Raw genomic sequence first — 13554 nt, forward strand, 5'->3', positions numbered from 1 at the left:
TTAACCAGTTAGGGAAATGGGGTTGCTCGACTGCCACATCGGGGCCGAGTCAGCACCTCGACCGCAACCAAAACGGGTTCTGTGACATCCGCCACCATTGCCGCTCAACCAGGCCGAACCGCATGAAAACGGCGCTGCGACAGGCGATCACCCACACGCCGAAGCGGCCCCACATTTCCGTGCGGGGCCGCCTCGTGAACCGCCCTCAGGCTTCGGCCAGACCGAGCCGACCGTGCACCAACCGCAGCGGCTTGGGCGCGTACCAAGCCGCCCTGCCGAGCAGTCGCATCGCCACCGGCACCAGCACACCGCGCACCAGCGTCGCGTCGATCAGAATCGCCAATCCGGCACCGAGACCGAAGAACTGGATAAACCGAACATCGCTGCTGGTGAAGGCGAGGAAGCTGATCGAAATCAATGCCGCGGCGGTGGTCACCAGACGCCCGGTCCTGGCCAGCCCTTCGATAACCGCTTCCTTCGTGGACACCCCGCGATCGTGCAGCTCCTTGATCCGGCTGATCACGAACACCTCGTAGTCCATCGACAGCCCAAAGGTGATGCAGAACAACAACAGCAGCATCGAGACATCCAGCGGCGCCGGTGTGAAACCGATCACCCCGGACAGGTGCCCCTGCTGGAAGATGAACACCATCAGCCCGAGTGTGGCGGCCAGACTCAGCACATTCGACAGCAGTGCGCGCAGCGGCTGCACGATGCTGCCGGTGAACAGGAACAGCAGCGCGAAGGTCGTCGCCACGATCCACCCGATCGCGATCGGCAGTTTCGCGCCGATCGACGCGAGGCTGTCGCGCAACTCGGCCACCTGACCGCCGACCAAGGCGCTCGCCCCGGCCGGACCCGGCACCTCGCGCACCCGATCGACCAGATCGCGCGCGGCGGCGGAATTGCGGTCCAGATCGGTGAGCACCGTCAGCCGCTGCGCGTCCGGACGGGCGAAGCGGGCATCGGCGGGTGTGCTCGCCGTCAGCTCGCCGCGCACGAAAGTGCCCGCGCTCGAGTCGACCTGGCTGACGTGCTCGATCCGCGACAGTGTGCGCGCGTAGTCCGCGAGCGGGCCGGCGGCCACGCCGGTCTCGGTGATCACCGACAGCGCGTTGACATCGCCGCCGCCGAAGTCGTCGCGCAGCGCGTCACCGACCTGACGCACCTCGGTGCTCGTCGGCAGCACCCGATCGTCGGGCGTGCCGAACTGCACGTTCAGCAGCGGGGCGGCCGCGAGCAGCAGCACCGCCACCACCGGCACACCCGCCAGCAGCGGCCTGCGCATGGCGAATCCGGCGACTCCGGCCCAGAACGGCGTGGCGTCCCCTCGGATCCCGCGGACACCGGGCACCCGCCACGCATCGGTCCGCGCGCCGAGCACGGTGAGCAGCGCGGGCAAGATGACCACCGCGGCCAGGGCCGAGATGGCCACGACGCCGATGCCGCCGTAGGCGAAGGACCGCAGGAAGTACTGCGGGAAGATCACCAGCGCGGACAGAGCGGCAACGACCGTGGCCGCGCTGAACGCTATGGTCCGACCGGCCGTGGATACCGCCGATATCACGGCATCGGACGGTTCGGCCCCCGCAGCGCGGCGCTCCCGGAATCGACTCACCATCAGCAGCCCGTAATCCACCGCCAGGCCGAGACCGAGACCGGTGGTCAGATTCACCGCATAGATCGACACATCGGTGACCGAACCCAGGATCGAGAGTTCGGTGAAGGTGCCGAGGATGGCGATGCCACCGACGACCTGGGTGAGCAGCGCGGCGATCACATTGCCGAAGGCCAGTACCAGCAGCCCCAGGATCAACGGCACCGCAACGGCTTCCGCGAGGCCGAGATCCTTGCCGATCTGCTGGGTGATCGCGTGGAAGATCGCGGTGCCGCCGCCGACCTCGATCTGCGCGGTAGGCCCGTCGGCGCGATAGGCATCGATGATCGCGGCGGCCGACTTCTCCTTATCGGTGGCGTTCTTATCGGCATTGCCCGCTAGGACCACGGCGGCGGCCCCGTCGCCGGAGCGCATGGCCGGGGATCCGGTATCCCAGTACGAGACGACATTGATGAGCCGCTGATCGGCCGCGAGCCGCCGGGCCAGATCGCGGCCGACGGTGGCGACCGCATCGGCGTCGACCGTCCCCTGCTTCGCCTCGACCAGGAAGACGTAGTCGGTATCGGCGCCGAACTTATCGGCCAATTGCGTGACCGCGGCGCTGGATTGGGCGTTGGGATCCTCTTGGCCGCCGGGCTGCATCTTGCTGAAGGCGGTCGCGCCGACCACGCCGCCCGCGACGAGCGCGAGCACGCCGACGACCAGGATCCAGCGCGCGTGGTGGACGACGAATCTGCCGAGTCTTTCGAACATATCGGTCTCCGATCGGGCATGTTGTCATGCGTAAACTTTATGCGTGTTAACTTGCCATGAGATGTGTGCGGGTGTCAACATCGATGTGATGACAGATTCGGAAGCAGCGACGAAGCGCTCCGCCCCGTACCACCACGGCGACCTGCGCAATGCCTTGGTGCGCGCCGCCGCCGAACTCGCGGAAACCGGCGGACCCGAGGCGGTGACGGTGCGCGCCGCCGCCCGCCACGTCGGTGTCACCCCGACCGCGGCCTATCGGCACTTCACCAATCACGAGGAATTACTCAACGCCGCGCAGGCGCAGGCACAGGCGACCCTGTTCGGCGCGATGGCCGAGACAATGGCAGGCCTTGCGCCGCAAGCGGATGCGATCAGCCGACTAGGGGCGGTGGGCCGGGGCTATATCACCTTCGCACTGCGCGAGCCCGGTCTGTTCCGCACCGCCTTCTGCGGCGACCAGATGCCATCCCCGGCCTTCGACCTGCTCGCCGGCATCCTGGACGAACTCGTGGCCGTCGGATTCCTCGCCCCCGCCGATCGACCGGATGCCGAATACGCCGCCTGGTCAACGGTGCACGGTATGGCCTCGCTCATCATCGATGGCTTACTCGACGACCTCGACGACGCGGCCAGGGATCAGGCGATCAAGCGCACCCTCGCGGTCATCGAGCGGGGTTTGGCCACCGGACCGAATGCCGGTGATTTCAGCTGATGCGCAGGATTCCGGTGATCGTGCCCTGCAGGATCCTGCGATCGTGGGTGATCAACGGCGAGGTCTGCAGCGGGTCGTCGACGATGGTTCCGGCGAGCGGACGGTTCGAGAGCACCGCGCCGGTATCCGGACTCACGACGGTGAACGCGTAGCCGTCCAGCGGGGTCGTGATGTCGAGTCCGACGCGCGTCACGGTGTAGATCGAACCGTCGGCGGTGGACAGATGCGGGACGGCTGCGCTGCGAACCGTGTTCTCCCACACCGTGTGGCACCCGGTGTCATCGACATCGACCCTGGTCATGCCGCCGACGAACGGTGCGGAAGCCGGAACGGCCGGGCCCGCGTCCTCGGGCACGGCCGGGTACGGGTAGCCGTAGGTACTCGCGACGAAGACGGACCGCCCGATGCCGATCGGCGAGTTCTCGCTGCCCGGGCCGCCACGGGTGAGCACCGGTTGCGAGCACACCAATTGCCCACTGCCGGAACGGAAGACCAGCGCGTTGACCTGTCCGTCCGCATTGTCGACGATGGTCAGATATTCCGCCCCCGAGCTCGGCCCGAAGTAGGTCGGCGTCGAGCCGGTGCCCCAGCTGAGCTGTCCCGGCTTGCGCGCCGAACCGCGATCGTAGGGCGCGCGCCACAGCACCTGCGGCCGTCCGGCCGCGTCGGCGTGCAGCTCGTAGAGCGCATGCGTGGTGGCGACCGCCACCCGTCCACTCGGCGCCGACGAGATGCTGTTGGCCACCGACTCACCCGCGGGCAGTGCGACGGTGGCCGCCGCACCCGCGGGCGTCACCAGACCGACCAAACTCTTGCCGGTGGCGAACCAGACATTGCCGGACCAGTCCGGCACCAGCCCGGTCACGTTGTCGCCAACCGGAATCACCGAGCCGAGGTCGGTAGACGCATCGATCGACAGCCGCCACTTGCCCGCCGCGTCGCGCGCGTGGCCGACGCGGAGCAGAGTGCGGTTGCCGTCCACGATGACCAGGCGGTCGGCATTGTCGAGGTAGGCGTAGACGCCGCCGAGCAGGCTGCCCTTGGCGATTTCCAGCGATGCCAGCGGGGTGCCGACCGGACCGCCGAAGGACGGATCGAGCAGATGGATGGTCGGGGTCTGACCGACGACAGGCGTGCACAGTGCGACAACCAGGTTGTCCGAACCCTGCAGCAGCGTCGGGCACGCCGACGCCAATGGGTACCCGGCCACCGAAATCCAGCCCGTACCCGGCCCGGCCAATGGCGTCGCATCCGAGGACCCCGCGTCACCGTGCATGGTCGCGGTCCCCAGCGGGCCCAGGTACGGATTGGGCGGTGCCAGCGGACCCCACGATCCCGCCGCGTCGGCCGCGCCGGCCGATGCGAGTGCCAAGCAGGCGGCAGCGAGGAGTACGAGTGGTGAGCGCATCAGGGGTCAGCTTTCCGTTGACGGCATTCGATCGAATCCGATCCGACGCAGCGGGAACAGTATTCGAAGCAGAGATGATCCAAATTGGGCGGTGGCTAGCATGACGGCATGAGTATTCGGGACCGTCTGCTGTCCACGATCGCCGGTCAGCTCGGCAACCCGCACGGGACACTGGGGAAGGGCTTCGCCTTCATCCTCAATCGCGGCAATCACCGCGCCATCGCGGGTGCGGTGGAGGCGGCGGAAGTCACCGCCGGTGCGACGGTCGCCGATATCGGATTCGGCGGCGGCGCGGGTCTTTCGATGCTGCTCGAACGCGGCGGCACGGTGCACGGTTTCGAAATCTCCCCGGACATGCTGACCCGCGCCAGGGCCAAATTCGCCAGCGAAATCGGTTCGGGCCGACTGCAACTCACCGAGGGCCCGATGACGGGACTGCCGCTGGCCGACAACGCGCTCGATGCCGCGATCACCGTCAACACCATCTACTTCGTGCCGGACCTGGATGCCGCGTGCAAGGAACTGGTGCGCGTCGTCCGTCCCGGCGGCAGCCTCGTGGTCGGCATCGGCGATCCGGACGCGATGGCGAAACTGCCCTTCACCGCATACGGTTTCACGCTGCGGCCGGTGGCCGAGGTGATCGCCGCATTGGAACGCGCGGGCAGCACCGTCGACCATCGGCAACTGCCGAATCCGCCGATTCCGCATCATCTGCTCGTCGCTCGACCCGCCTGACTACATCAACGCGCCGCCGTCGATCCGGATTTCGGTGCCGGTCATATAGCGGCCGTCATCGGAGGCGACCATGGCGACCACACCGGCGATATCCTCCGGACTGCCGAGCGCGCCGCCGTTGAGCCAGCCGGTCATCCGGGAGAACAGCTTCGGATCGAAACCCTCGGGCTGATCGAGGATGGATTTGGTGGTGATCCCGCTGGTGATGCCGGCGGGCACGATGTTCACTGCGCGCAGCCCCTGCTTGGCGTATTCCAGCGCGATCGCGTGGGTGAAGGCGTTGACGCCGCCCTTCGAGGCCGCATACGCCGCCAGATAGGGCGCGGCGCTGAAGGCCGCGGTCGAGGAGAGGTTCACGACGACGCCGTGTCCGGACGCCAATAGCGCGGGCAGCGCGCTCTGGGTCATCAGGAAGGTACCGGTGAGGTTGACCGTGATCACCTGGTTCCACACCTCGAGCGGCATATCCTCGGTGCGCGCCGGACGCAGAATGCCCGCCGCATTGACCAGCACATCCAGGCCGCCGAGGAATTCGACCGCCTCGCCCGTCGCCGCGCGCACCGACTCGATATCGGCGATATTCACCTCGACGGTCCGCAGCCGATCGGCGGCGTCGCCCGCCTTCGCCGCGGTGGTCTCCAGCCCCGCCGCGTCGACATCGGCGGCGACCAATGTCGCACCCTCGTCGAGTAGCCGCAGGGCAATGCCCTGCCCGATGCCCGATCCCGCTCCGGTGACCAATACCCGGCGGCCCTCATATCTGCGCATGCCAAAAATTAGAACAGGTTCTCATTAGGAGTCAACAGGTTCGCGCGGACCGGTATGGACCGGCAGGTTGGCCAGCCGCCATTCGAGCATGCCGTCATTGAGGCGGACCGCCCGGCGACCGTGTTCGGTCAGCAGCCGCACCGCGTCGTAGGCGAGAACGCAGTATTCGCCGCGGCAGTACACGACGATCTCGGTATCTTCCGAAAATTCGGCGATCCGGTCGGCGAGTTCGTCGACCGGGACCGAGATCGCGCCCGGGATGTGCCCGGCCAGGTATTCGATCAGCGGCCGCACATCGAGCACGACCACCGCACCCGCGGCGACCCGGGCCTGAAGTTCCGCATGGCCGACCACACGGGCGCCGTCGGTGCCGAGATAGTCGGCGCGGGCGACCGGGACCGCGGCCTGATGGGTTTCGGCGACCTTGCGCAGCAGCGCGAACAACTGCGCGACATCGTCGCCGGCGAGGCGGTAATGGATGCGTACGCCCTCACGGCGCGTGGCGACGAACCCGGCCTGTTTGAGGGTCTGCAGATGTGCGGACGCGGTCGTCAGATTCAATCCAGCAGCGGCCGCCAGCGCCTCCACCGTGCGCTCGCCCTGGGCGAGCAGATCCAGCAGTTCGAGCCGCTTCCCGCTGGCCAGCGCCTTGCCGCTGGCCGCGAAAGCCTCGTAGAGACGGGCCTTCTTCTCGGTCGGTGTGAACTCCACCATCGCTTCCTCCAATAATCTATGGAATATTATAAGCATGGCGTCCCGCCACCGACCTTGGAGGCCATCGTGAGTTTCGCCGACGACCAACTGATCCCGCTCGTGGATGCGGGGCTGGGCAATAGCGCCTATCTTGTCGATCTCGGCGATGGGCGGGCGCTGGCCGTGGATGCCAGCCGTGACCTGCGGGCATTGCGGACGGCGGCACAGCGGCGCGGTGTGCGAGTGGCGTTCGCCGCCGATACCCACCTGCATGCCGACTTCGTCTCCGGCGCCGTGCAACTCGGTCACGACGACGATGCGACGGTCCTCGCGTCCGCGGCGGGCCTGCGCCGCTTCGCCCATACCGGCCTCGGCGACGGCGATGAAATCGACCTCGGCGGGCTGACACTGCGAGCACTGGCCACCCCGGGCCACACCGACGAACATTTGTCGTTCCTGTTACTCGACGGCAGCCGGGAACTCGGCGTGTTCACCGGCGGGTCGTTGATCGTGAACTCCGCCGCCCGCACCGATCTGCTCGGCGCCGACCGCACCGAGGAACTGGCGCGCGCCCAGTACAGGTCACTGCATCGGCTCATGACATTGGGCGATGACGTGGCGGTTTGGCCGACACACGGTGCGGGCTCGTTCTGCTCGGCCCCACCCGGAACCGATCGCACCTCGACCATCGGCGCCCAGAAGCGAGCCAACCCGCTGCTTGCCGCACCCGATGAAGACAGCTTCGTGCGTCAACTCGTGGCGAGTCTCGGCTCCTATCCCACCTATTTCGATCGCCTCGCCGAACTCAACCGGCGTGGGCCCGCCGTATTGCCCGCCGATCCGATCCTGCCCACGCTGGATCCAGCGCGCGTGCGAGCGCTGCTGGCCGAGGGCGCGGTCGCGGTCGATGTCCGCCCAGCGGCCGACTACGCGGCCGGACACATCCCCGGCGCGATCTCGATCCCGTTGCGCGGCCAGTTCGCGACCTGGCTCGGCTGGTTGCTGCCCGACGACATACCGCTGGTCTTCGTCACCGGAGAAGACCAGGACCTGAGCGAAATCATCTGGCAGGCATACAAAATCGGCTACGAACGCCTCGCCGGACGGCTGGCCGGGATGTCCGGGTGGCTCGCCGAGGGCGGCGAACAACGACGCACGGAGTTCCTGTCCGCAGCGGATGCGCGGGGACGCACGTTCGTCGATGTGCGCCAGGACAATGAGTTCGCGGCCGGACATGTCCCAGGGGCGGTCCACATCGAACTCGGCGATATCGCTCCGATGCCCCCGCCGGCGCCGTCGTCGCGTGCGGGCACGGCGAGCGCGCCATGACCGCGGCGAGCCTGCTCGAGCGGGCCGGGCGCAGCGATATCGTCGCACTCGACGGCGGCCCAGCCGAATTCGCCGCGGCCAGCGGCCAACAGCTCACCGACGCTCGATGAACGCCACCGCTCCCGGGTCGGGCGCGGTGGCACGTCCGGTGCGATTGGGGTTGCGGGAGAACTGGCTGCCGTTCAGCCTGCTGGTGATCGTCAATATCTGTGTCGGCGGCCTGGTCGGGTTGGAGCGCACCACCGTTCCGTTGATCGGCGCCGAAACCTTCGGCCTGACGAGCGATCTGGCGGTGTTCTCCTTCATCATCGCCTTCGGCGTGACCAAGGCGCTGACCAATCTCGCCGCCGGAGCATTGACCGCACGTTTCCGCCGTAAACAGCTGCTGATCTCCGGATGGCTCATCGGCATCCCGGTCCCGTTCCTGTTGGCCTGGGCACCGGCATGGGGATGGATCGTGGCCGCCAACGTTCTGCTCGGCGCCAATCAGGGCTTGACCTGGTCGATGACGGTCAATATGAAGATCGACCTCGTCGGCCCGGCCCGTCGCGGACTCGCCACCGGACTCAACGAGGCCGCCGGATATGTCGCCGTCGGCGCCACCGCGCTGCTCACCGGATATCTCGCCACCAGCTACGGGCTGCGGCCCGCGCCCGAACTGATCGGCGTCGTATTCGTCGCCGCCGGACTCGGCCTGTCGATCGTCGTCGGCGATACCGCCGCCCATCTGGCGCTCGAACTGGCCGATCACCCGAAACTAGAACCCGGCCAAGGCAATTCGCTGGCCACGATCTTCGCCCGCACCTCCTGGCACAACCGGTCACTGCGCGGCGCCAGCCAAGCGGGCATGGTCAACAATCTCAACGACGGACTCACCTGGGGTGTGTTCCCACTGCTGTTCACCGACCATGGCCTCGGCATCGCCGCCATCGGGCTGATCAAGGGCCTCTACCCGCTGCTGTGGGGCATCGGGCAGATTCCCACCGGCCATCTCGCCGACCGCATCGGCCGCAAACCTCTGATCGTCGCCGGCATGCTGGTCCAATCCGCCGGATTCGTCCTGGCACTGGCGCTGCTGGAGCGCCCGCTGCTGGCGGGCGTCGTCTCCGCGATCGCCCTCGGGATCGGCACCGCAATGGTCTATCCAGCCCTCATCGCGTCGGTATCCGACCACGCCCATCCCGCCTGGCGCGCCAACGCGCTGGGCACCTACCGCTTCTGGCGCGATATCGGTTATGCCGCAGGCGCTCTCATCGCGGGCGTCCTCGCCGACCAGCTCGGCCTGAACGCGACCGTCGTCGCCGCCGCGCTACTGACCGCCGCCTCCGGACTTCTGGCCGCCCGCTGGATCAGATGACATACCGATCAGGGGGCGGCATTCCCTCTGACCGTTTCGAGGTATTCGGCGATGGCGTCGCGGTTGCGGGACAGGCAGCGGATGCGGTCGGTCATCCGGTCACGTTCGTGTTCCAGGGTGGCGAGCATTTCCGGGGTCACGTCCGGTAAGTAAATGGTGCGGGGTTTGTCCAGGCAGGGCAGGATTTGCTTGATGATGCGGGTCGGCAGGCCCGCGTCGAGCAGGCCGCGGATCTGCAGGACCCGGTCGACGAAGCGGTCGTCATAGGTGCGGTAGCCGTTGGCGCAACGGTCCGCGGCGATGAGGCCCTGCTCCTCGTAGTAGCGCAGCAGCCGCCGCGGCGTACCGGTGCGCTCCGACAGTTCCCCGATCCGCATATCCCACCTCACCCTTGACCTTCACATGGATGTGATGGTCCGAGCATAAGCGGCACGGACGACGCACCGGTCCGTGACTGAACACTGGTGCGGACCAGCGCTGCTGTCAGTAGCACCGCGCCCAGCAACCCACTCGACGTCAGCCGTTCACCGAGCATCGCGGCGGCCAGCACCGCGCCGGTAAGGGGCTCGAGCAGCGCGAGCACCGCGGCCGTGCCCGCACCGGCCTGGGACAGCCCGCGGAAGTACAGGGTGGACGCCACCGCGGTAGGTATCAGCCCGAGTGCGACGACGAGGACAATGCTGTACGGAGTCGGGGCGAACGTAAGCCCTGAAATCGCCGCGAGCGGTGTCAGCAGCACCGCACCGCAACCCAGGCCGAACCCCGTCGTGGTCATTGCGTCGAGCCCTGGCACCGGCCGGGCACTGATCACAGTGACCGTCGCGAAGGCGCAGGCGGACACCAATGCCATTGCCGCACCCGCGAATATCCCGCCCGCTGCCGAGTGGTCCGAGGGTGCGCCGACGAGCAGGATCAACCCGAGCAGTGCGATGCCGATCGTCGCCCCACGCCGACGATCCAGGACCCACCTGCCGGTCAGTTGTTCCAGCAGCGCGACCACCACCGGTGCCATCCCGATGGTGATCAGGGTCGCCAGGCTCACCGACGATGCCGCGACAGCACCGAAGAAGCTCGCCTGGACGGTTGCGGAAAGCACCCCGACCGCCCCGATCCTTCGCCAGGCCACGATGTCTCGCGGCCATGGCCGTCGCGTCACGGTGAGCACAGCGATCAGCGACAGCCCGCCGACGGCGAGCCGACAGGTGGCGACGGACACCGGTGAAAGGCCGGTCGCGCGATGAAGGAGGGTGCCCAGCAGACCGCCGCTGCCCGCCAACAGTCCGGCGCCGATGAGACAGACCAGCCCGGCTCGACCGGGCATAGATACAGATGTGGACATGAAGAGTTCGCGCTCCTGCGACAGAAAGGGATCGGGGGTCGCGGAAGCGAGGTGCACGATGCCCATGCGGCGCGCTCACCTACCGGGTGGTGCGCACACCTCGCTCAGGAGGCGCGCGGCGGGGTGATCAGGAAGCATCGGTACACCCGTCCGATATTAGAGACCGCTGAATTAGGTGTCATTCGGTTTCAGACGGCCCAAATGACGCCGCCCCGGCCCTGTTAACCGCGACCGACCTGCGCCGGCCGCTACAGTTTTTGGATCCGCACACCCCGCACAGAATCCGCGTCGATCGCTGGTGTGCGAGTTCGTTGGTGAAGTTCCGTTTCGATGACTACTCGACTGGAGCGTGATGAACCGCAAGCATTCGCAAATCCTCGCCGTAATCATCGCGGTAACGGTGGCCGCCACCGGTGCTGTTACCGCGGCCAGCGCGGCGCCGGGGGAGGTCAACGCCGGTGGGCTGCACGTGGTCGCATCGGTCGATTCGAATAGTTCCGCATCGCCCGGCGGTGATATCGCATCCAACGTCCCGTTCGCGCACCAGGTCAAGGTGTCCGCAGAGTATTCGGTCCACATGGACGGCGTCTCGTCGCTGCGTAGCGGGCAGATCGTGGCCGGATATCTGATCGGCTGCGCGGTGGACATTTCCAATGGCATCTCGGTGGGTATCGCCCCGAGTGTCGGCGTCAGCGCTGGTATCGCGCCCTCGATCACCATCACTTCCGGGATGCCGCCCAGCGTCAGCGTCAGTGTGTCGCCCAACGTCGGTGTCAACGCGGGCATCACCGGTGCGCTTTCGGTAACGGTGGCCCCGGGCAATGTCACCGCGGTAGCGATCGGCACCGCACTCCTGGACCCGGACGCGGCGTTCCCCTACACCTTCGGGCACACCAATACCCCGCTGAATGTCAGCGGATGCCTCTCACCCGCCTCGGCCATGCCGTTCGTGACCGTCACCGCCGACGCCACCAACAGCACTGCCCAGACGACGGGCTACGGCACCGAATTCGCGTTCTGAGCGACCCGCGGATGCACCCGCGAAAACGAGAAAAAGGCTCGTGCTCTTTGCGAGCACGAGCCTTTCTCAGGTGAAGCAGTGGGCGAAGGGGGACTTGAACCCCCACGTCCCGAAGGACACTGGCACCTGAAGCCAGCGCGTCTGCCATTCCGCCACTCGCCCGAGCGACTGGGAGACAGTATCACGATGGTCGGCGAGACACGAAATCGCCTGCTGACGGCGCTTCGGCGCTGGCCAGCCAGCCACGGGAACCCCCTGGGCTTTCCAGGAGTTACAGGTGTGGACGATCGTGGATATCATGCAATGAACGTGGTCGATACGCGACACGCCATATCCGCGTGTCGTTGTTATGAATCAGCACAGACGCTCGCCGAAGGGAGGCCGAGATGGGCATCGTTTCTCGTTTCGAGCGTCGCCTGCAGGGCGCCGTCGGTGATGTGTTCGCCAGAGCCTTCGGGGGCAGTGTCGTACCCCAGGAGGTGGAGGCGGCGCTCAAGCAGGAAGCCGCCGACAACATCCAGGATCTGGGTGGCGGACATCTGTTGGCGCCCAACAGCTATGTGATCACCATCAACACCTCTGACCACCAACAACTCGAGGCCGACCACGACCTCACGACCCGCGCATTCGCCAAGCACCTACAGGACTACATCCGCGAACAAGGCTGGCAGACCTACGGCGAAGTACACGTGGCATTCGAGGCATCACCTACGCTGCACACCGGACAGTTCAGGGCGAGCGGTCGGGTCGATCCCGACATCGGCCGCAGAGCCACCCCGGCTCGCAGCCCCGAACCCCCGCCACAACGACCTGCACACCCGCAACCAGGAGCTGGCCCCATGACGCAGAACTCAGGCTACGACCCAAGCCGTGAGCCCGCGGAGTCCGATCCACGCAACCGCGGGTACGCACCGCCGCCAGCGGGGCGGCCCGGGCCGCCGAACGGTGCGTATCGCGACGACTACGCCCGCGGCGGCGCGCCCTACGGCGGTGGCTCCGATTATCAGGCGCCGGACTCGCAGCAGGGCTACGGCGACTACCAGAACGGTTACGACTACCAGCAGGGTGGCCAGGGCTACGGGCAGCAGGGCTACCAGGAGCCGGCCTACGGCCAGGCCTATGGCGACCGCGGCGGCTACGGCCAGCAGCAGGGTGGCTACGCCGACCAGGACTACGGCCAGCAGGGCTACCAGGAGCCGGGCTACGGGCAGCAGGGCTACGGCGAACAAGGCTACGGGCAGCAGGGCTACGGGCAGTCCGGCTACGGCGAACAGGGCTACGCCGACCAGGGCGGTTACGGTCAGCAGCAGGGCTACGGGCAGCAGGGCTACGCACAGTCCGGCTACGGCGAACAGGGCTACGCGGAACCGGGTTACGGCGAGCCGGGCTACGCCGCGCCCGAGGAGCCGGGCGGCTATGGCCAGGCCTACTCGCAACAGCCCGGCTACGGCGCACCGGGCGGCGGATACCAGGCCCCCGCGTATGGCGGTGGCGCACAAGCCGGTTCGGGCTACTCCGCGACCCTGCAACTCGACGACGGCAGCGGCCGCACCTATCAGCTCCGCGAGGGCAGCAACATCATCGGCCGGGGCCAGGACGCGCACTTCCGGCTGCCGGACACCGGGGTTTCGCGCCGCCACATCGAGGTTCGCTGGGACGGGCAGACCGCGATGCTCTCGGACCTGGGCTCGACCAACGGCACCCTCGTCAACGGCTCCCCCGTCCAGGATTGGCAGCTCGCCGACGGTGACGTGATCCGCGCCGGGCATTCCGAGATCCTGATCCGTATCGTCTGATCCCGTAAGCTCGCGGTGCAGGTCA

Annotated in this window: 12 protein-coding genes and 1 tRNA gene; 6 read left to right on the top strand and 7 right to left on the bottom strand. The window is 67.3% G+C overall.

The window, feature by feature from the left end; genetic code table 11:
- Positions 1-205 precede the first annotated feature (205 nt).
- Entirely contained in the window at positions 206-2371 is a 2166-nt protein-coding gene (locus ACHQ4I_RS02470) for an MMPL family transporter (protein WP_420769988.1), read from the bottom strand.
- A gap of 88 nt (positions 2372-2459) precedes the next feature.
- On the opposite strand from ACHQ4I_RS02470, the gene ACHQ4I_RS02475 reads away from it, so the two are divergent.
- Positions 2460-3083 carry a TetR/AcrR family transcriptional regulator gene (locus ACHQ4I_RS02475; RefSeq protein WP_420769989.1) on the top strand — a complete coding sequence of 208 codons (624 nt, stop codon included), beginning with the start codon at positions 2460-2462 and terminating at the stop codon, positions 3081-3083.
- Here ACHQ4I_RS02475 and ACHQ4I_RS02480 read toward each other — a convergent pair.
- The gene (locus ACHQ4I_RS02480) at positions 3076-4491 is read right to left on the bottom strand and encodes a hypothetical protein (protein WP_420769990.1); all 1416 of its coding nucleotides are present in this window, start codon (positions 4489-4491) and stop codon (positions 3076-3078) included. The two genes, ACHQ4I_RS02475 and ACHQ4I_RS02480, sit on opposite strands and share 8 nt — an antisense overlap.
- A 108-nt stretch (positions 4492-4599) precedes the next feature.
- Here ACHQ4I_RS02480 and ACHQ4I_RS02485 point away from each other — a divergent pair, with 108 nt between their 5' ends.
- Complete coding sequence (locus tag ACHQ4I_RS02485; protein WP_420769991.1) at positions 4600-5226, top strand: class I SAM-dependent methyltransferase; 627 nt, start codon at positions 4600-4602, stop codon at positions 5224-5226.
- Here the strand turns inward: ACHQ4I_RS02485 and ACHQ4I_RS02490 are convergent, their stop codons facing one another.
- Positions 5227-5994 (bottom strand): SDR family NAD(P)-dependent oxidoreductase, encoded by a 768-nt coding sequence (locus tag ACHQ4I_RS02490; RefSeq protein ID WP_420769992.1) that lies wholly within the window; start codon positions 5992-5994, stop codon positions 5227-5229.
- A gap of 24 nt (positions 5995-6018) precedes the next feature.
- Positions 6019-6708: an ArsR/SmtB family transcription factor gene (locus tag ACHQ4I_RS02495; protein WP_420770175.1), complete on the bottom strand. Its 690-nt coding sequence runs from the start codon at positions 6706-6708 to the stop codon at positions 6019-6021.
- Positions 6709-6774: 66 nt separating this feature from the next.
- Here ACHQ4I_RS02495 and ACHQ4I_RS02500 point away from each other — a divergent pair, with 66 nt between their 5' ends.
- Positions 6775-8016 carry an MBL fold metallo-hydrolase gene (locus ACHQ4I_RS02500; protein WP_420769993.1) on the top strand — a complete coding sequence of 414 codons (1242 nt, stop codon included), beginning with the start codon at positions 6775-6777 and terminating at the stop codon, positions 8014-8016.
- Between the two features lie 106 nt (positions 8017-8122).
- Positions 8123-9373, top strand: a complete 1251-nt coding sequence (locus tag ACHQ4I_RS02505) for an MFS transporter (protein ID WP_420769994.1) — start codon at positions 8123-8125, stop codon at positions 9371-9373.
- Between the two features lie 8 nt (positions 9374-9381).
- Here ACHQ4I_RS02505 and ACHQ4I_RS02510 read toward each other — a convergent pair whose 3' ends face one another.
- Positions 9382-9750: a MerR family transcriptional regulator gene (locus tag ACHQ4I_RS02510; protein ID WP_420769995.1), complete on the bottom strand. Its 369-nt coding sequence runs from the start codon at positions 9748-9750 to the stop codon at positions 9382-9384.
- 8 nt (positions 9751-9758) lie between these two features.
- On the bottom strand, positions 9759-10778 hold the full coding sequence (locus ACHQ4I_RS02515; RefSeq protein ID WP_420769996.1) for a DMT family transporter: 1020 nt from the start codon (positions 10776-10778) through the stop codon (positions 9759-9761).
- Positions 10779-11064: 286 nt separating this feature from the next.
- Between ACHQ4I_RS02515 and ACHQ4I_RS02520 the strand changes: the two genes are divergently transcribed.
- Positions 11065-11733: an MspA family porin gene (locus tag ACHQ4I_RS02520; protein WP_420769997.1), complete on the top strand. Its 669-nt coding sequence runs from the start codon at positions 11065-11067 to the stop codon at positions 11731-11733.
- 79 nt (positions 11734-11812) lie between these two features.
- Here ACHQ4I_RS02520 and ACHQ4I_RS02525 read toward each other — a convergent pair.
- Positions 11813-11895 (bottom strand) — tRNA-Leu (locus ACHQ4I_RS02525).
- Positions 11896-12119: 224 nt separating this feature from the next.
- Between ACHQ4I_RS02525 and ACHQ4I_RS02530 the strand changes: the two genes are divergently transcribed.
- Complete coding sequence (locus tag ACHQ4I_RS02530; protein WP_420769998.1) at positions 12120-13529, top strand: DUF3662 and FHA domain-containing protein; 1410 nt, start codon at positions 12120-12122, stop codon at positions 13527-13529.
- Positions 13530-13554: the final 25 nt, after the last annotated feature.

It is taken from the genome of Nocardia nepalensis (assembly GCF_048910785.1).
Taxonomy (GTDB): Bacteria; Actinomycetota; Actinomycetes; order Mycobacteriales; family Mycobacteriaceae; genus Nocardia; species Nocardia nepalensis.

Excerpts from the sequence above, each read along its gene's own strand:
- ACHQ4I_RS02510 (WP_420769995.1), bottom strand. The coding sequence starts at position 9,750 with ATGCGGATCGGGGAACTGTCGGAGCGCACCGGTACGCCGCGGCGGCTG.
- ACHQ4I_RS02485 (WP_420769991.1), top strand. The coding sequence starts at position 4,600 with ATGAGTATTCGGGACCGTCTGCTGTCCACGATCGCCGGTCAGCTCGGC.
- ACHQ4I_RS02480 (WP_420769990.1), bottom strand. The coding sequence starts at position 4,491 with ATGCGCTCACCACTCGTACTCCTCGCTGCCGCCTGCTTGGCACTCGCA.
- ACHQ4I_RS02490 (WP_420769992.1), bottom strand. The coding sequence starts at position 5,994 with ATGCGCAGATATGAGGGCCGCCGGGTATTGGTCACCGGAGCGGGATCG.
- ACHQ4I_RS02530 (WP_420769998.1), top strand. The coding sequence starts at position 12,120 with ATGGGCATCGTTTCTCGTTTCGAGCGTCGCCTGCAGGGCGCCGTCGGT.
- ACHQ4I_RS02505 (WP_420769994.1), top strand. The coding sequence starts at position 8,123 with ATGAACGCCACCGCTCCCGGGTCGGGCGCGGTGGCACGTCCGGTGCGA.
- ACHQ4I_RS02495 (WP_420770175.1), bottom strand. The coding sequence starts at position 6,708 with ATGGTGGAGTTCACACCGACCGAGAAGAAGGCCCGTCTCTACGAGGCT.
- ACHQ4I_RS02475 (WP_420769989.1), top strand. The coding sequence starts at position 2,460 with ATGACAGATTCGGAAGCAGCGACGAAGCGCTCCGCCCCGTACCACCAC.
- ACHQ4I_RS02520 (WP_420769997.1), top strand. The coding sequence starts at position 11,065 with ATGAACCGCAAGCATTCGCAAATCCTCGCCGTAATCATCGCGGTAACG.
- ACHQ4I_RS02470 (WP_420769988.1), bottom strand. The coding sequence starts at position 2,371 with ATGTTCGAAAGACTCGGCAGATTCGTCGTCCACCACGCGCGCTGGATC.
- ACHQ4I_RS02515 (WP_420769996.1), bottom strand. The coding sequence starts at position 10,778 with ATGGGCATCGTGCACCTCGCTTCCGCGACCCCCGATCCCTTTCTGTCG.